The organism is Staphylococcus cohnii subsp. cohnii, from assembly GCF_002902365.1.
Taxonomy (GTDB): domain Bacteria; phylum Bacillota; class Bacilli; order Staphylococcales; family Staphylococcaceae; genus Staphylococcus; species Staphylococcus cohnii.
Genome location: NZ_PPQC01000006.1, coordinates 41,390 through 60,793 on the forward strand (window position 1 = coordinate 41,390; position 19,404 = coordinate 60,793).

Annotated in this window: 19 protein-coding genes; all 19 read right to left on the reverse strand. The window is 31.4% G+C overall.

Annotation, left to right across the window (positions count from 1 at the left end):
* Positions 1 to 154: 154 nt before the first annotated feature.
* Positions 155 to 487, reverse strand: a complete 333-nt coding sequence (locus CD032_RS01045; protein ID WP_019468934.1) for a YpoC family protein — start codon at positions 485 to 487, stop codon at positions 155 to 157.
* Between the two features lie 5 nt (positions 488 to 492).
* Positions 493 to 1,152 (reverse strand): endonuclease III, encoded by a 660-nt coding sequence (gene nth / locus CD032_RS01050; RefSeq protein ID WP_019468933.1) that lies wholly within the window; start codon positions 1,150 to 1,152, stop codon positions 493 to 495.
* Entirely contained in the window at positions 1,142 to 1,816 is a 675-nt protein-coding gene (locus CD032_RS01055; protein WP_390325498.1) for a DnaD domain-containing protein, read from the reverse strand. The genes nth and CD032_RS01055 overlap by 11 nt, the downstream gene beginning before the upstream one ends.
* 105 nt (positions 1,817 to 1,921) lie before the next feature.
* The gene (gene asnS / locus CD032_RS01060) at positions 1,922 to 3,214 is read right to left on the reverse strand and encodes an asparagine--tRNA ligase (RefSeq protein WP_040029878.1); all 1,293 of its coding nucleotides are present in this window, start codon (positions 3,212 to 3,214) and stop codon (positions 1,922 to 1,924) included.
* A 94-nt stretch (positions 3,215 to 3,308) separates the two neighbouring features.
* Positions 3,309 to 6,008 (reverse strand): helicase C-terminal domain-containing protein, encoded by a 2,700-nt coding sequence (locus tag CD032_RS01065; RefSeq protein ID WP_103211117.1) that lies wholly within the window; start codon positions 6,006 to 6,008, stop codon positions 3,309 to 3,311.
* Between the two features lie 24 nt (positions 6,009 to 6,032).
* A complete protein-coding gene (locus CD032_RS01070; RefSeq protein WP_019468929.1) occupies positions 6,033 to 7,004 on the reverse strand; it encodes a biotin--[acetyl-CoA-carboxylase] ligase in 972 nt (323 codons plus the stop codon).
* Positions 6,988 to 8,196: a CCA tRNA nucleotidyltransferase gene (locus CD032_RS01075; protein WP_103211118.1), complete on the reverse strand. Its 1,209-nt coding sequence runs from the start codon at positions 8,194 to 8,196 to the stop codon at positions 6,988 to 6,990. Before CD032_RS01075 ends, CD032_RS01070 begins: the two co-directional genes overlap by 17 nt.
* A complete protein-coding gene (gene bshA / locus CD032_RS01080; RefSeq protein ID WP_019468927.1) occupies positions 8,189 to 9,337 on the reverse strand; it encodes an N-acetyl-alpha-D-glucosaminyl L-malate synthase BshA in 1,149 nt (382 codons plus the stop codon). Before bshA ends, CD032_RS01075 begins: the two co-directional genes overlap by 8 nt.
* A gap of 32 nt (positions 9,338 to 9,369) precedes the next feature.
* Complete coding sequence (locus CD032_RS01085) at positions 9,370 to 9,687, reverse strand: nucleotide pyrophosphohydrolase (RefSeq protein ID WP_019468926.1); 318 nt, start codon at positions 9,685 to 9,687, stop codon at positions 9,370 to 9,372.
* Between the two features lie 319 nt (positions 9,688 to 10,006).
* Positions 10,007 to 10,702 carry a zinc metallopeptidase gene (locus CD032_RS01090; RefSeq protein ID WP_019468925.1) on the reverse strand — a complete coding sequence of 232 codons (696 nt, stop codon included), beginning with the start codon at positions 10,700 to 10,702 and terminating at the stop codon, positions 10,007 to 10,009.
* Positions 10,703 to 10,739: 37 nt separating this feature from the next.
* Positions 10,740 to 11,342, reverse strand: coding sequence for a DUF1405 domain-containing protein (locus CD032_RS01095; protein ID WP_019468924.1), 603 nt, complete (start codon positions 11,340 to 11,342; stop codon positions 10,740 to 10,742).
* A gap of 4 nt (positions 11,343 to 11,346) precedes the next feature.
* Positions 11,347 to 11,907 (reverse strand): YpiB family protein, encoded by a 561-nt coding sequence (locus CD032_RS01100; protein WP_019468923.1) that lies wholly within the window; start codon positions 11,905 to 11,907, stop codon positions 11,347 to 11,349.
* 21 nt (positions 11,908 to 11,928) lie between these two features.
* A complete protein-coding gene (locus tag CD032_RS01105) occupies positions 11,929 to 13,176 on the reverse strand; it encodes a tetratricopeptide repeat protein (protein ID WP_019468922.1) in 1,248 nt (415 codons plus the stop codon).
* Positions 13,177 to 13,179: 3 nt separating this feature from the next.
* On the reverse strand, positions 13,180 to 14,478 hold the full coding sequence (gene aroA, locus CD032_RS01110; RefSeq protein ID WP_040029881.1) for a 3-phosphoshikimate 1-carboxyvinyltransferase: 1,299 nt from the start codon (positions 14,476 to 14,478) through the stop codon (positions 13,180 to 13,182).
* A gap of 9 nt (positions 14,479 to 14,487) precedes the next feature.
* Complete coding sequence (gene aroB, locus CD032_RS01115) at positions 14,488 to 15,555, reverse strand: 3-dehydroquinate synthase (RefSeq protein WP_019468920.1); 1,068 nt, start codon at positions 15,553 to 15,555, stop codon at positions 14,488 to 14,490.
* Between the two features lie 37 nt (positions 15,556 to 15,592).
* Positions 15,593 to 16,759, reverse strand: a complete 1,167-nt coding sequence (aroC, locus tag CD032_RS01120; RefSeq protein WP_019468919.1) for a chorismate synthase — start codon at positions 16,757 to 16,759, stop codon at positions 15,593 to 15,595.
* 386 nt (positions 16,760 to 17,145) lie between these two features.
* Positions 17,146 to 17,595, reverse strand: coding sequence for a nucleoside-diphosphate kinase (ndk, locus tag CD032_RS01125; RefSeq protein WP_019468918.1), 450 nt, complete (start codon positions 17,593 to 17,595; stop codon positions 17,146 to 17,148).
* Between the two features lie 124 nt (positions 17,596 to 17,719).
* Positions 17,720 to 18,673, reverse strand: a complete 954-nt coding sequence (locus CD032_RS01130; RefSeq protein ID WP_172459308.1) for a polyprenyl synthetase family protein — start codon at positions 18,671 to 18,673, stop codon at positions 17,720 to 17,722.
* Positions 18,674 to 18,698: 25 nt separating this feature from the next.
* The gene (locus tag CD032_RS01135) at positions 18,699 to 19,400 is read right to left on the reverse strand and encodes a demethylmenaquinone methyltransferase (RefSeq protein WP_026034781.1); all 702 of its coding nucleotides are present in this window, start codon (positions 19,398 to 19,400) and stop codon (positions 18,699 to 18,701) included.
* Positions 19,401 to 19,404: the final 4 nt, after the last annotated feature.

The following is a 19,404-nucleotide window of genomic DNA, read 5'->3' on the forward strand; positions in this document are numbered from 1 at the left end:
TTTTTAATTTCAGTTCTACTATCTATTGACCTTATGAATAAGTCTAGACGAATTAATGATGTTTCATGACGTATTGTGTTTGAAATATTGCTATATGATTGTGATGACATCACAAAATTGTTTTGTAACTCCATTTTAACGCTAAATTTTTGTGTTAATGGCCTTTATTTTTGCTACGTATTTGGTATGATGCATTCATTTTAATTAATTCTGATTTAAGTGTCTTCATTTGACTATAACCCATAAAATGATATTTACGCTCAATCATATAATGATAACGTTCTTTAAAATTCATTGGTACAACTGGATAATCGGTTAATCGCTCAAAATCAATAGTGTGAATGTGATTGATTTGTTTAAAAAACGTTTCAATCATATCAAAATATTCATCAATTAATACCTTTGCTTCTTCAGAATTTAATTTTTTTTGTTTCGAGAATAAATCTATTTGTTCTTCTAATTTTATAAAATCTTCTTTTGAAATCAATTATGTCACACTTCTTTCAAACTGGCTTTATATCTTTTTTGCCCTTCTCTACATTCATTAAATAAGGGACATATATCACATTTAGGGCTACGTGCTAAACAGTGATAGCGTCCAAAGAAAATAAGTTGATGATGCGTTTTATTCCAACGTTCTCTAGGTACTACTTTGCATAATTTATCTTCAACTTGTCTAACATTATCTTTCCACCTACAAATACCTAATCGTTTAGCTACACGTTCTACATGTGTATCTACTGCAAGCGAAGGTTCATTAAAAGCAACACTCATCACTACATTTGCTGTTTTACGCCCCACTCCAGCTAGACTTTCAAGTTCTGCATGTGTTTGAGGAATTACGCCATCAAATTTATTTAATAATGATGCACATAATTTTTGGATATTTTTAGCTTTATTTCTATATAAGCCAATAGTACGAAGATCATTTTCTAATTCTGAGATATCTACATTTAGATAATCTTCAGGTGTTTTATACTTTTTAAAAAGATTTTTAGTGAGTTTATTTACAGAAATATCTGTAGTTTGTGCTGATAATAACACTGCAATTGTTAATTCAAATGGGTTATCATGTACAAGTTCGCATTCAGCGTTTGGGAACATATTCGCAATGACGTCAATCATTTCTAAAGCTTTTTTATTACTTATCATCTTGATTCTCCTCATTTAGCCAATCAAATTTAGGCACTTTTTTTACTGTGTGTTTCATTTTAGGTTGGTTAAACTGTCGGCTTATTTTTTTGGAATCTTCAATGGTTTTCACATTATTTTTTTTCCAATTTAATAGAATTTTATCAATATATTTAAAGCTCATTTTGTTTTGACTTTCTGCCTCGTCTAAAGCTGCTTGAATCACACTTAAGTCGTGTTTATCTACATCTAACCATTGGTTTAATGTCTCAATTTCATATGGTGATAACGGTCTACCAAAAGCTTGTTCAATTTGTTGAAAAAGCTTATTGAATTCAAGTTCAGTTTGTTTTTGATCATTATTATCATTAACATGTTGCATAATATCATTTAGTTTATAATAAAACTGATCGAGATTCATATATTCAGTGAATTTGCCTTCTTCATCTTTGTTAACGTTTAATTCTAATAAATCGCGTTGAATAAGGTTTTGTATAATGGCAGTAATTTCTCTGGAATCTAGTGAAGTTCCTTTTTGTAAAGATTCAATGGATGGTTGTTTATTGGTCATTTCCGAGGCATGAATCAATTTTATCAAAATTACTAATTCACGCTCATTGATACCTAATTCATTATAGTGATCTAGTAATTCTTTGTGAATTACAACAGGTCTACTCTTTAGCATATCTATATTCAAATACACCCCTCCTTATCTTGTATAAATATTATAAAAAAGTCCAGCCATAAAATAGACTGGACGTAGCTTCGGTAGTTACTTGTATTGATAATATTATGGATATAGACGATTTAATAAACGAGGGAATGGTGCAGTTTCACGAACATGTTCTACACCTGATAACCATGCAACTGTTCTTTCAAGTCCTAATCCGAACCCGCTATGAGGTACACTGCCATAACGACGTAAATCTAAATAGTAACTATAACTTTCAGCATCTAATTCAAATTCATTGATACGTTGTTCTAATAATGCAAGGTCATTAATACGTTCAGAACCACCAATTATTTCACCATATCCTTCAGGTGCGATTAAATCTGCACACAACACAGTATCCTCATTATCAGGATTTGGTTGCATATAGAATGGTTTGATTTTTGTTGGATAATTTGTAATAAATACAGGTAAATCGTAATGATTTGCAATTGCAGTTTCATGAGGTGCACCGAAATCTTCGCCCCATTCAATGTCATCAAAACCTTGTTCTTTCAAGAATTCAACTGCATCATCATATGTGATGCGTGGGAAAGGAGTTGCAACTTTTTCTAGCTTTTCAGTATCACGTTCTAAAATATTTAATTCTAATTTGCAATTTTCAAGTACTGATTTAACAACGTGAGCTACATATTGCTCTTGAATTTCTAAGCTTTCGTTATGATTACAAAATGCTTTTTCAGCTTCTATCATCCAAAATTCAATTAAATGACGACGTGTTTTAGATTTTTCTGCACGGAATGTTGGTCCAAATGAAAATACTTTACCATGAGCCATTGCAGCTGCTTCTAAATAGAGCTGGCCACTTTGAGATAAAAAGGCATCTTGATCAAAATATTTAGTATGGAATAGTTCACTTGTGCCTTCTGGTGCACTAGCTGTTAAAATAGGTGGATCTATTTTGGTAAAACCAGTATTATTAAAGAATTCATAAGTTGCACGAATAATTTCGTTTCTTATTTTCATAACTGCATGTTGTTTTTTTGAACGTAACCAAAGGTGACGGTGATCCATTAAGAATTCTGTACCATGGTTTTTAGGTGTGATTGGATAATCATGTGCTTCTGCGATGATTTCAATAGATTTTACTTGCATTTCATAACCTAAGTCAGAACGATTATCTTCTGAGATAATGCCAGTAATATATAATGAAGTTTCTTGCGTAATATCCTTAGCTAATTGAAAAGTATCTTCGTCTACATCAGCTTTTACTACGACACCTTGCATAAAGCCAGTACCATCTCTTAACTGCAAGAATGCAATTTTACCACTTGAACGTTTATTCGTTAACCAAGCACCTATCGTTACTTCTTGGTTAATATAATGTTTTGCTTCTTTTATCGTTGTTTTCATAACCAAACTCCTAATATTTTTGTAGTCTTCTTTTATTAATCCTTATACATTTTAACAAAATCAAGATACAACTTCTAGTTGCGCGCGTTAACTTTTAATGATGTATTGTCTCTTTTTTAATTTTTTTAAGTAAGCTTGAAAATTGTTTTATATCACCCTTTTTTTGGCGATAACTTTCTAATGATTGTTCAAAGAATTGTTTGTAATTACTTTTAATTAAACGATCATCAAAGGATACGATTATGCCTTTATCTTGTTCATTTCGAATAAGTCTACCTAACCCCTGTCTGAAACGCGTAACAGCATCGGGTAATACAAAATCTTTGAATGTGGAGGTGAATTCAGATTCCATTAACCAATATTTGGTATTATTATGATTCATGAACGGTAGTTTTGTGATCATCACGCATTTGATACCATTTGATTGAAAATCAAACCCTTCAAAAAATGTTCCAGTCCCTAATAATATAGCTTTAGAAAAACTGTTGAATTGTTGAACTATTTTATAGTTTTGATTTTGTTGTTGCGTGAGTATTACATAATCTTCAAATTCAGGTAATTCATTCAAGAGTTCCTGTACCATATGCATCATCTTATAACTAGTGAAAAGAATTAAACATTTTGATTCAACGACTGTTGTATATTCTATAACATAATTAACAATAGAACTCACATAATCATCGATATTTTTATAATTATATGAAGCGATATCATTTGGTATAAATACTGTTGTCTGGTTTGAAGATACTGTATTAGTATCAAGTTCATAAGTATTAAAATCGATATCTTTATTAAACCACTGATTGAACTTTTCAAATGAATGATTAAAGGTTAATGTACCTGAAATAAATGTTAGCGCATTAAATTTATCTAATACTTGTTTTGTTAGTATTTCCTTCACATCATAATCTTTGACATTTAATTTTATTGTAGATTTTTGATTAATATTTTTAATAGACAAATAACTAATATGATTATTTTTCAAACTAGTTTCAATTGCTCTAAATTTATCATTGATATAAAGTAATTGTTTTCTTACTGTTTTAATTGTTTTATGGCTCATACCATTAAAGAATTCTAAAGTCATATTTAATTTATGAATAATGGCATGCAAATCATTCAAAATCGGCGTTACATCGAAATGATATACAAAATGAACTTTATGCACTTCATCATCATGTATTTCTGATTGTTGGATGCTATTAAACATAGTGCTAAACAATTGTTCATTTAAATCATGTATTTCATTGATATTTGTTTTAAGACCAAAAACATCGATTGGTGGTATATCTAACTTTTCAAGTATACGTTGTTGTTCTAAATAGTCGATAGCTGCAAGCAATTTTTCGTTTTCAGTTTTACCTATCAGTCCTAATTGATACTTAACATCAGAATAGCTTAACTCATTCGTAACTTGATTTAAAGCGTAGTCAGGTAATCTATGTGCTTCGTCAATAATACAATCATCAAATAATTGATAAATTGTATTATCATGTGAAGCGTGAATTAAATGCGCATGATTAGTAATACCGATTTGAATATTTTTTGCGTTGCGTTTAATAAAGTTAAAATAATTAATGTCATTACGCACTGGAACATAAGTTTCTAACTTTTGTTCGTAATACATTTTCTGACCGCCTTTTAAATCTAACTCTTGAATATCTCCAGTATGCGTTTCTGTAATCCAAATCAATAATTGCATTTTTAAAATACTTACTTCGTAATTATTAGATTCATCTTTCAAAATTTGACTGATTAATCCTAAAGAAATATAGTCTCTTTTACTTTTGATTAATGAAGCATTTATTTTAAAATTTAAAGCTGATTTTAGAGCAGGTATATCTTTTTCCAACAATTGACTTTGTAATAATTTTGTATTTGTAGAAATCATTACATGTTTCCCTGTTTGTATATTATACATTAATGATGCTAATAGATAGGAAAATGATTTGCCACTTCCTAACGGCGCTTCAATCATAGCCTTTTCACTATGCATCAATTGTTCTAATATAATTTCGGCTAAATATAATTGTTGTGGTCTATATGTTAAATTTAATTTTTCAGTAATACCTGTATATAGATCTTTTAAGGTTCCATCAAAATTTGCAGTAGGTGCCTTAAAATCTTTTTGTTTTTTATAAATAATCTGTTCAAATTGGTCGAAGTCTTCATTTAGAGGTTCATGATTATGGTTTCGAGCCATTTCAAAAAGAATATCATGTAAATCATACTTTAAATTTTTACTTAAATAATAAAGCTGCTTTAAAGTGTCTAAATGAAGCGCTTCAAATTTATTAAAAGCAAGGATCATGAGTTGTGCCGTCGTTGCAGCATCTTCATCTGCACGGTGAGCATTATTTAATGTAATTCCATGCGATTCTGCTAATTCACTTAATTGGTAACTTTTATCTGTTGGGAAAGCGACTTTAAACAACTCTAATGTATCTAATACCTTTTTAGGCTTATATTTGATATTGCAATTTTTAAACGATTTTTTGATAAAATTTAAGTCGAAAGTCACGTTATGTGCTACAAAGATGCAACCTTCAAGTTGCTTAGAGATATCGTCAGCAATTTCATGAAAATATGGTGATTGATTTAGCATTTCTTCTTCAATTGAGGTTAATGCTTGAATAAAAGGAGGAATTTCTAAATCTGTTTTCACCATAGAGTGATAGGTGCCAATTATTTTATTATCACGAACGAAAGTAATACCAATTTGAATAATTTCATCATAATCTAATTGATTACCCGTCGTTTCTAAATCAACAACAGCGTAACAAGGTTGTGTCATATTCATTCCTCCTTTTCTTATAATTTAAAGTTCTATATCTGCACTCATGAGTTTGTGTTGTATCTGTTGGTCATCTATGACGATCAAATAGCCATCTTCATCAATATCTATAGCTTTACCTTGAAATTGTTGCGCATTTTCAGTGAATTTTAGAGTTCTATTCCAAATATTTGAAGCTTCAATATATTCGTTTCGTATAGTAGAAAATGGCTGGGTTAAGAATTGGTGATAACGTTTTTCAATTTGATTTATTAATTGTTCTAAAAAATGATAACGATGTATTTTTTGGTTAGCATGTATTCTCAGGCTCGTAGCTTTTAACTGTAACTCGCCTTGAAAGTCTTCAGCCAAGTGATTCATGTTTATGCCTATACCACATATAACCGCTTCTATACCATCACTATTAGCCACCATTTCTGTCAAAAAGCCACAAGCTTTTTTTCCATCAATGTAAATATCGTTCGGCCATTTTATAGTAACGCTTTCTTTACTAAATTGTTGCATTGTATCTCTGATACCCAATGCCATAAACAAATTAAATTTCGTTATCATTTCAAATGGCACTTTTGGTCGCAGCACAATAGACATCCATAACCCTTTACCACGTGATGAATCCCACGGCCTGTTGAAACGGCCTTTTCCTTTCGTTTGTTCATCACTTAAAATTAAAAAAGTATCTGTATTGCCAACTAATTTCTGCTTAGCGAGTAACTGTGTGGAATCTATTTGCGTTATTACCTCTACATGATCAAACATTTTTTGTTCATCGATTAAAGGTTCTACAATCCCACTATACCATTTATCAGGTAGTTCAATTAAGCGATGTCCTTTATGGTTAATTGATTCAATTTCGCATCCTTCTTGCTTAAGTTGATCGATTACTTTTTTGACTGCTGTGCGAGAAATTGCAAGATGTTCAGCGATAAATTGACCAGAAATATATTCATCTTGATTTGTATATAAGATTTGAATAACGTCTTTACTGTATTTCGACATGTGATTTCACCCACCTAATGAGTTCTGATTTAATATTTTGAACATCTCCATCGATAATCGCAAGCTCAATATCTCTCAATATCGTTTTTAGCCAAGGACCGCTTTGTTTATTCACTGTCTCAAGGATAACTTTACCATTAATATCAATATCTTTTCTCGATTGAATTGGTAGTTGTTTTGATACTTCTTTTACAGACTGTGTATTTATAATGAGTGGTGAAAAAGAGGGTAAATGGTTTTTTATGTGTAAATCCATATAATTTAATATGGATTGTATATCTTGCTCCCCATAATCATAAATAAGTATTTTAAAGTCTGATTTTGATTTAATATTGGGTAATTGATTGAGTAACTTTTCTAACTTGCTTATATATTTTTTGTCATTATTACTGATTTTCAGATCATTAAGATTGCCTTTTATTGAAGGTTGCTGTACTTTCAATAACGCTACTAGTAAAGTGAAAGGAATGGCTTCATCCAAAATAAAATTATTTAGATTATAATGTTTAAAAAAAGGAATGTAATTAAATGCATTCAAACGTTGTAAGTTTTCAAAACTATTGGCTACATACTTACCAGAAGTAAGTTTCTTTAACTCAACCACGATACGTTCAATGGATAAATGTTCAATATCATTGATGTGTGATTGCATACCGTAAAAAGTTTCATTTTCTAGTGAGAATCCTAATTGTGATTGAAAACGTAACCCTCGAATGATTCTTAATGCATCCTCATTAAAACGTTCTTGTGCATTACCTACAGTTCTGATTATGCGATTTTTTATATCTTGTTGCCCATTAAAATAGTCATGAATATGAAAATCGGCGTCCATGGCTATTGCATTCATTGTAAAATCACGTCTTTTAACATCCTCATATAATTCACGCACAAAAAATACTTCGTTAGGTCTACGATGATCATCATAATCACCTTCTGCACGAAAAGTCGTTACTTCATAATGTTCCCCATTATAAACGACATTGATTGTACCATGTTCTCTACCTATAGGAATTGTCTTTTCAAAAATAGCTTCTACTTCTTCAGGTGTTGCACTCGTAGTAATATCGATATCGTGTATTGTTTTATGCATTAGATAATCTCTGACAGATCCCCCAACAAAATACGCTTGATACTGATTAGATTGTAAAGTTTTTAAAATTGGTTTTGCTTGTTCGAATAATGTTTTAGTCATGATTACCCTCTAACATTTTTTTATAATAATATTCATATTGATCAGCAATTAAATCTGAAGAAAAACGTTCAGCAACATCTTTCAACATTTGCTGCTGCATTTTTTTATAAAGCTGATCATCTTTCAACAATTGTAAGGCATACGTACTAGCTTTCTCACTATCTCCGACATCTACTAGAAAACCTGTTTGATTATGTTTAATTACTTCCTTGATGCCTCCAGCAGTTGAGCCCACTGGAAGTACACCTGATTTCATTGCTTCTAGTAATGTAAGACCAAAACTTTCCTTTTCACTTAATAATAATACTATATCTGATATTTGATAAAATTCACTTACCCAATTTTGCTTACCTAAAAATAGCACGGAATCTTCAATATTTAATTCACGTGCCTTTGTTTTCATATCCATTAATTGAGGACCATCACCTAATAAAATAAGTTTTGATGGCAATTGCTGGTGTATCTTTGCGAAAGTTTCAATAACTGTATCAATACGTTTGACGGCTCTAAAATTAGAAACGTGAATAACCACTTTTTCTTCAGGTTTTATCCCGTAACAAGCTTTTAATTTGATATCAGATTCAGTCGGTAATGAATGTTTTGTAGGAAATTCATTTTCTCTAACGAAATTATAAATTGGAATAATAGCTTTATCAGTTTCAATAATATCAGTTGTTTGTTCGGCTAGTGATTTACTTACGCTTGTTACTATATCACTACCTTCTATACCAAATTTAATCGCATTTTTTAATGAATGGTCATATCCCAATACAGTAATATCAGTGCCATGTAAAGTGGTCATTATTTTAATATCTTTACCTGACATGTGTTTTGCTAAGATACCACAAACAGCATGTGGTACCGCATAATGCATATGTAATAGATCTAAGTCATACTCATTGATTACTTCAGCGATTTTTGTACTTAAGGTGATATCATAAGGTGCATATTGGAACACAGCATATTGATTCACTTCAACTTGATGAAATGTAATATTTGGTAATGGTTTTCTAATTCTAAAAGGTATATTTGATGTTATAAAATGGATATCATGTCCTCTTTCTGCTAACTTGATACCCAATTCAGTAGCGATAATACCAGAACCACCCATAGATGGGTAACATGTAATTCCTATTTTCATAGGTGGCACATCCTTTCTTAATCAATGTCAATCTATTTTCTTTCAAAACGATTTTTATCACGTGTATTAAATTTATCCATTGTTTCATTAAAGCTTTCCGTCATGTCTATATCTAAAGAATTAGCAATACATAGTAGCACAAATAAATTATCTCCAAGTTCTGCTTTTACTGTGTTTGCTGCTTCACTATCTTTTTTCTTTTTTTCACCATAAAAGTGATTAATTTCTCTTGATAATTCGCCCACTTCTTCTGATAACCTTGCGAGATTTGCTAGAGGTGAAAAGTAGCCTGTTTTAAATTGATTTATATAGTCATCTACTTCGATTTGCATATCTTTCATTGATTTCATGATAAACGCCTCTCATTCTTACAGTTTCTTTTATAGTATAGACTAATTCTATGATTCATGCATTATTCCTGCAACCTTTATACGCTATTCATTGTTAACTGAGCATTGAATATAATGATAATATGATACACATAAAGCATATAATAATAAACCTTACAAAAAATGAACATAATGAATATTTATATTAAAAGATAATTATTGCAAGCATAAAAAAGAGGCTGGACAAATTTATTGTCTCAACCTCTTTTGCTAATATTGTCATTCTTACCACAGTAAAAGAAGAAATCAATTAGATTCCTGTTCTATGCCCATGGCCAAATTATTCACTTGATCTAGCGATTAAAATGAAACGTGCAAGTTCTGCTAATGCTACAGCAGTTGATGCAACGTATGTCATTGCAGCAGCAGATAATACTTTTTTCGCATGTCGATATTCTTTTTCATTAACAATATCTAAACTTTTGATTTGTTTCATTGCTCTACTACTGGCATCAAATTCGACTGGTAAGGTAACAATTGAGAAAAGTACTGCAAATGACATTAATGCAACGCCAATCCAAAGTGCAGTTGAACCCAATGTACTCTGTAAACTAGTTAAAACAATACCAGCAAACACTGCCATGTAACCTAAAGAACTACCAATATTTGCTAAAGGTACTAATGATGTTCTAAACCTTAAGAAGAAGTAACCCTGAGCATGCTGGATAGCATGACCTACTTCATGGGCAGCTATTGCTGTTCCAGCTACAGAAGGTCTATTGAAGTTCGCTGGTGATAAGACAAGTACCTTTTTACTAGGATCGTAGTGATCTGTTAGAAATCCTTTACCTTCGACAACATCTACATCATAAATTCCATTTGAATGGAGTATTTCAAGCGCTACTTCACGCCCTGTTTTTCCACTTGTTGATCTTACTTGAGAATACTTTTCATAGTTAGATTTAACCTTGTGTTGTGCCCATAGAGGCAGAACCATTAAGATAACAAAGTATATAATCATATAAATAAAAGACAAAAATCCTCACTCCTTTATAAACATTTTACTGTGGACGTTAATAATGGTCAAATATTTTATCTTTTTTAAATAGAGTTAAACTTAAATATAAAACTAAAGGTATGACACTTAACCAAAATGCTAAGTATGCAATTGCCCCAATGTGACTTTCAATAAAATCATAAAATGGATATTGCATGAATACATAATCGATAATGTCATTATGGAACACCCATATCATCGCTACGAAAAACGAAAACATAGTCACTTTAAATCTTGGATAAAATATAAAAGCTTCAATGGCCATAATGCCGTGGGAAAGTATCAGCATACAACCTGTAATTGTAATCATGTCATATTGGATAAATAGAATAATATTCATAATTACAGCCCATACACCATATTTGATTAATGTGACAAAAGCAAGTGCTTCAATGATTGGTATGTTTTGGTTAACAATTAACCCTAGAATAGCAATACATAAAAATAATGATGCAGTCGGACTATCAGGTACAAAAGGTATAAAATACCATGGTGTAAGACTCATTTGTGAACCATACCAAATATACCCATAAATCGTTCCCAATAAATTACATATTAATAAGAAATATAGCATCCCTTTATTATAAATGATAAGTTGCCAAAGCGAATAAATGTTCATATAGTCAATCCTTCGATAATGTATTAAGATTCCTCAACTTAAATGTATTAAGGATTTGAGATAATTGATAAAATAAAGCTTTATCTTGTAATTGTAAACTTAAGTCAATATTGTCTTGTAAATATTTGATAATAGATGATTCACTTTGTTTTGATAATGGCAAGCCATAAATGTCTTGAATATATATAGCATAATAAGGAGAATGAAGTAATTGTGTTAACAATAATTCATCTAATCTTGTATCTCTTGAACCTTCATTATTTAAATATAATTTGATATCAAAATAGATGTTTTGATTTGCGATATAGTCAAATATTTTTTCATTGTTAATATATTGTTGATTCTGCACTTTAAGTTTTATGGCGATATTGTCTGTATTCACTGCAGAAATTTCTAAAGTATTATGACTAGGAATTTGCTCATCTACAAAGTATATTTTTTGTAATAATTCAGGTGAGGATTTTATCAAATTTAATACCCATACACTAATTCGAGATTTAAATCGATATTGGAATAATACGTATTCTATAAAACTTGCTTTTACTTGTTGTAAGGTATCAGTCAATGTGCTCACCTTCCTTACTTTTTAGAATGATTGCAATCTCTCAGCTTCATCATGCCATGTTTCATTAGATGGATCTATTTCCAGTAATTGTTTTAAGATTTGTTGAGCTTGTTCTATATAACCAATTTCAACTAAATAGAAATAATAATCACTTAAAAATGCTGATTGCGTTCTCATAGTTGGATAAGCTAATTCAAAGAAATGTTGGGCTTCTTTATCTCGCTCTTCTTGGCCTAGTGCATGTGCTAAATGCCACATAAATACTGGATCTAAATCTTCTTCATCTGCATATTGTAGTAAGCCAATAATTGAATCGTAATCTTCTTCTTGTCTATAGAAATCACTTAAGATTAAAAGTGGTTCCTGATAAGCATTGTCTACATCTAAGGCTTGTAGTAGTAATTGAACACCTTCATTAGCATCTCCGTGTTCGATTTGAATACTCCCTGTTGATACCATTAATTCTTTATAAAATTGACTCAATCGCAGCCCTTCTTTACCAATTTCAATGGCATCCGCGTGATTGTGCTCGTTTTCATACAATTGTTGTAGATAAAAATAGCCTTGTAGGAAATCTGGATCTTTTGATAATAGCGTTTGTACTAATTTGATCGCTTCTTGTGTTAAATCATTTTTTTCATAAGCAATCGCTTTTTTGAAGTAACTTTCTGAATCCATTTCATCATCACTGATTTCATCAAACATCGTAATTGCATCGCTATAATTTCCACTTTGCAAGCTACAATCAGCTAAACGTGAGAATAAATTAACATTATTGATCTGATATTCTCCCGTTTCTAGTACCGTTTCATATTCCGAAGTAGCGCGTAAATATTGTCCATCAAAATAAAGTAATTCTGCCAATGCGAAATGGATGATTGGGTCGTTCGGTTCAATATCAATAGCTTCTACTAATTTATCAATAGCTACTTCTAGCATATTTAATTGTTGGTACAAATCTGCTTCTAACATCAAACGTTCCGTAGAAAGTTCAACAGTACTTAAATATTCTAATGCTTCATCCGTTTGATCTTCCGCAATCAGCCCTTCAATAAAATAAATTAACAGTTCACTTTCGTCTGGATATTTATGATAAAGTGTACGAAACACCTCAAGGCCTTGCGGCATTAATCCATAATTATATAGTGTTTCACCAAGTATAAAGAGTGCATCATCTTTTGGAGAACTTAACGCGTCATTTACACGTGTATCTAAGTTGTCTAGTTTTTGTAAGTTGATATCATCTATAAGTTTATAGATATCTTCCATACTTTATCCCTCTTTTTCTAATTGTTTAAATTTAGCTAAGAAACCTGGGAAGGAAACATTGACTGCATCAAATTGATCAATCGTTAATGTATCATCGGTTAATAAAGAAGTTACAGCAAGCATCATTCCAATACGGTGATCAGTAAAACTATCCACTGTGGCAGTTTGTTCCAATCTTGATGGATGTATAATCATACCATCACTTGTTGGTTGCAATGTAAAGCCTAATAAATTCAACATGTTTGCTGTAGTATCAATACGATTTGTTTCTTTGACCTTTAATTCTTCCGCTTCTTTTATAATACTTGTGCCATTTGCTTGAGTACAAAGTAAGGCAATAACTGGTAATTCATCAATTGCTCTAGGTACTAAATCACCTTCGATATGAATAGGTTTCATGTTTGGCGTATACTGTATACGTATTGAAGCGGTAGGTTCTGAACCATTAGTTTGATTGAATAAAGTTATATTTCCACCCATTTGTGTCACGATATCAATAATACCTGAACGTGTTGGATTTATGCCAACATTGTGAATTGTAATATCACTGCCTGGTGTTATCAAGCCAGCAACAATGAAATATGCAGCTGAAGAAATATCACCAGGTACATGAAAATCAGTGGCAGTAATATGTTCGATACTATTTGCTGGTAATTCAATCGTTTTATCATTGGTAGTGATTGGAATTTGATAATGTTCAAACATCGTTTCTGTATGATCACGCGTAATACCGATTTCAGAAATAGTCGTTTGTTCGTTTGCAAATAAGCTTGCAAATAATATTGCGCTTTTAACTTGAGCACTTGCGACTTCCATTTGGTATGCTATGCCTTTAATTTGAGCAGGTTTGATTATTAAAGGTGTATAATTATTATTCACACCTGAAATATCTGCATTCATTAAGGTTAAGGGTTTCATAATTCGATCCATAGGCCTTTTTCCAATTGAAGCATCACCTGATAGCACTGTTTCAATACCAAGACCACACAATAATCCAGCAACTAGGCGTGTAGTTGTTCCGGAATTACCAGTATAGAGTACTTGATGTGGTGTTTGGAAAAATTTATATCCAGGTGAATTAATTTCTATTTTATCTTCTAATATATCTATTTCCACACCAAGCAGACGGAAAATTTCAACTGTACGAATACAATCTTCACCAAGTAATGGTTTATATATCGTTGATTTGCCAGATGCTAATGAGCTAAGAATAATAGCTCTATGTGTCATTGATTTATCTCCAGGAACTTCTATATCTCCAATCAGAGGACCTTTTATATCAATTGTTTTACTAATAACCAAATATGCCACCTACTTTTTAATATATGTTTGTAATGCATTAAAACTCTCTAATAATATGGATTTATCAACATGTTTAACCACAGGGTTACCTAATCCTTCTAATAAAACCATCTGCACCCCTTGTTGATCATTCTTTTTATCTCTTAACATCAACTCATAAAGTGGATCAAAATCGAAGGTATTGATAATATTTAATGGATACTCTAGAGAATTTAAATAACTGATGTAATGTGAAATATTAAAATTTTGATTTAAAATATGATTTGACACAATAAATTGGAAGAGGATGCCAATCATTACTGCATGACCATGTGGTATTTTAAATTTATATTCAACGGCGTGACCAAAAGTATGTCCTAAGTTTAAAAATTTACGAACGTTTGATTCTTTTTCATCTTTTACAATGATATTTAACTTAGTCTCTATGCCCTTAAAAAGATAATATTCAATTTCATCTAATGAGGCTAACGTAGCTTTATTATAAAAATGCGCTTCAATATCCCGTACTGCGTTCGCACTATTTAATAATGCGTGTTTATATACTTCAGCATAACCACTCAATACTTCTGTATAAGGGAGTGTCGAAAGAAAATTCAAATCATAGATAACCGCATTTGGTCTATAAAATGCACCAATCAAATTCTTACCGTGTTTCGAATTGATGCCCACTTTACCACCAACACTAGAATCGTGTGCTAATATCGTCGTAGGTACCTGAATAAAATCAACGCCTCTCAATAAGGTAGAAGCTATAAATCCAGCGAAATCACCTGTAGCTCCCCCTCCTACTGCAATGATACACGTATTTCTGGTCAAATTTTTATTCAATAATGTTTCAATACTTTCGGCATAATAAGCTAGAGATTTTGTGGTTTCACCTGATGGAACCATCAGCTTGTGTGCATCGTATTCAGATGTAATAAATTCTAATGTGTCATCCCATTTGTTTGCGATTTCGCTATCAACAACAAGTATAATATCTTTATAATTTTCAATATAATGACGTAGATCCTTTAATGCGTTATGTTCTATGATGATGGGATAATTATTTGTCTCATACGTAGTTTGTAATTTCATAGATATCACCTGGCTAATTTTAAAATTTTAATAAAACTTAGTATTCTATATTTAACAAGCGACGTTCTTCAATTTGTGATTTTAATTGATCAATATGATTACATTGGAATTCTTCTAATAGTGCTTTTGCAAGTTCAAATGCAACAACATTTTCTACTACAACACTTGCAGCTGGAACAGCACAACTATCAGAACGTTCAACAGAAGCTTTAAATGATTCTTTAGTGTTAATATCTACTGAATTTAGAGGTTTATATAGTGTTGGAATTGGTTTCATAACGCCATTGACGACAATAGGCATACCATTAGACATACCACCTTCAAATCCACCTAAATGATTTGATCCTCTGTAATAACCATTGGTTGTATCATATAGTATTTCGTCTTGTATTTCACTACCAGGTTTTTCAGCCGCTTTAAATCCTTCTCCAAAACTCACACCTTTAAAGGCATTGATACTTACGACACCTTGAGCAATTCTACCATCTAATTTACGATCATAATGGACATAACTGCCGATACCAATTGGCACACCTTCAATAACAGTTTGCACAACACCACCAATAGTATCTCCTGCCTTTTTAGCATCATCAATTTTATCTCTCATTTGTTGAGCGATATCATCATTAATAACACGGACATCATTTTTATCAATATTAGATTTAATCGTTTCAAGATCATACTCTAAATCATCTTTAATACCACCAATTTCCATTACTCGACTATAAAAATGAATATCGAGTTGCTTAAGTAATATTTTAGATACAGCGCCAACAGCTACTCGGGCAGCAGTTTCTCTAGCAGAAGAACGTTCTAAAACATTTCTTAAGTCTCTATGATTATATTTCATACCACCGATTAAATCTGCATGTCCAGGACGTGGTTTTGTAATCACACGTTTCATGTTTTCTTGATCTTCATCGCTAATAGGGTCAGCCCCCATTATTTTTCTCCAATGTTTAAAATCATCATTTGTGACAATAAGCGTGATTGGACTCCCAAGTGTATAACCATTTCGCACACCTGATACAATTTCAACACTATCTTTTTCAATTTGCATGCGTCTACCTCTACCATAACCACCTTGACGCTTAAACATTTCTTCATTTATATCTGCAACATTAATTTCTAAATTTGCTGGTACACCTTCAATAATTACTGTTAGCTGTGGACCATGTGATTCTCCTGAAGTTAAATATCTCATTATTTACCCACTCCGTTCTTTAGTACTTTAAATGATTATATGTTCCTTATCTTATCATATTCATTTGTTCAAATTAACAGAAAAATTTCAAATAACTAAACTTTATAAGATTTACCTACATTCAACTATAACATCTGGATCAATTTTAGTAGTAACTTAAGATATTAAACGACTTCACTAAAGAATGCAATTGCAACTATTATTCATAGAAAAAACACTTTCGCATCAATTCATATTATTATGAATACAACGAAAGTGTTTTGATTTTAATCACACGACCAAGTACCGTGTTTTAAGTATCAGTTTTTTATCTATATTGTTGAAAGTATTAAAAGTTAATAACGAATGTCATTTTATTCGCATTAGTTTGTTTAATTCAAAGACAATTATTCATATAACCAAGCTTCACGTGATTCTGTGAAATCACTTAATTCTTCTGCGTTAAACCAAAGCTTGATTTCTTTATTAGCAGATTCTACTGAATCTGAACCGTGAATAATGTTTCTGCCTACAGTCAAACCAAAGTCTCCTCTAATTGTACCAGGTGTAGCTTCTGATGGATTTGTTGCTCCAATAATGTGACGTGCAATATGTACAGCATCTTCACCTTCGACAACCATTGCAAATACTGGTGCAGATGTAATAAAATCAATTAAATTACCATAGAATGGTTTGTCTGTATGTTCGGCATAATGTTCTTCTGCAAGCGATTTTGGTACCGTCATTAGTTTAGCGCCTACAAGTTTTAGTCCTTTACGTTCGATACGTGAAACGATTTCACCTATCAAGTTACGTTGAACCGCGTCCGGTTTAATCATTAAAAATGTTCTTTCCATTGTGTGTTTATCCCCCTGTTAATGATGTAAGTTTTATAAAAATATAAAACAAAATATTATAATGTCTTAAAGCACATTATAATATTAACAGTTAATTTAAACGCTTTCAATGATTTTCACATAATTATCCTTTTCTTTTTCCTACTTTTTTAATTATTTTTTTAAATATAGGTTTTGCTTCATCTCTTTCTAGCTGATCAATAAGATGTAAGGCTTTATCTAAATATCTATCACTGATTGCTTGCGATTGGTTTATGACATCAGAATGTTTAATTGTTTGAATACATTCATCAAATAATGATTGATCACTGTTAGGACTAAGTTGTTCGATTTTTGATTTGAACTCAGGATTTTTACGCATTTCTAACAATACTGGTAAAGTTAAGTGGCCATTCATTAAATCACTGCCTACAGGTTTTCCTAATTTTTTTTCAGAACTAGTAAAATCTAGAATATCATCTACGATTTGAAAACTCATCCCAATATAATGTCCAATCATTTTTAAATTACGAACTGTTTTAGTATCGGCGTGTGAAGCAATTGCACCAACTTCTGTTGATAATTGTATGAGCAAGGCTGTTTTGCGATTGATTCTTCTTAAATAATTTGTAATTGTTTGGTTTGCATTAAATTGATCTTGAAATTGGTACAATTCACCCATACATACTTCAACAATAGCACTTGATATCACTTTATGTACTCGATTATCTTCTATATTTGAAATATATTCTAAACCGACTGCTAATAGAAAATTACCAGTAAGAATCGCAGTATCTTGATCCCACTTTTTAGCAATAGTTAAGCTACCTCGACGTTTATCACTTTTATCAATGACATCATCATGTACTAAAGTAGCCATATGTATTAATTCAAGTGCAACAGCTACACGATATACGTCTTCATTCATTTCTTCACCAAACTGACTACTTAATATTACAAAGGCAGGTCTTACACGTTTACCACCTGATGAAAATAAATGATAAGAAGCATCTTCTAAGATTTGGTCTTTACTTATTAATGCTTCCTCTAATCGTTTTTCAATTATTTTAATTTCATTATTCATATTTAACTTTGACACAGTCATCACCTTTGGTTGTTTCATTTTATTTATAGCCTAGGTGCATCGCTGCAACGCCACCAGTGAAGCTACGTACCTTTATATTACTAAATCCTGCTTGTGAAAATAAACGTTTCAATTTTTCTTTATCTGGAAAATCAAAAGTGGATTGTTGTAACCATTCATATTCATCTTTTGATTTCGCAAATATTTTACCGAATATAGGCATAATAAATTTAAAATATAATTTATAACACTGTTTGAATATTGGTGCAGTTGGCTGGCTTGTTTCTAAACAAACAACCATACCACCAGGCTTTAATACTCTATTAAGTTCCTTAAGTGTTGCTAGATAATCAGGTACATTACGCAAACCAAAGCCGATTGTGACATAATCAAATTCATTATCTTCAAACGGTAAATTCATTGCATCACCATGAATAAGTTGGATGTTATGCATATCCGTTGTTTTCTTTTTCCCTACTTCAAGCATGTTTTCACTAAAATCTACACCTATCACTTCACCAGAAGGTCCGACTGCTTTGCTTAAAGAGATGGTCCAATCAGCTGTACCACAACAAACATCTAATGCTTTGCTACCGTCTTTAACATTCATTTCTTTCATTACACGTTTTCTCCATGTTTTATGTTGTTCAAAGCTAATGATGTTATTTAAGCGATCATACTTTCCAGAAATATTTTGAAAAACGTTATGGACTTGTTCTTTTTTTGCTTTATTATCTGTCATCATT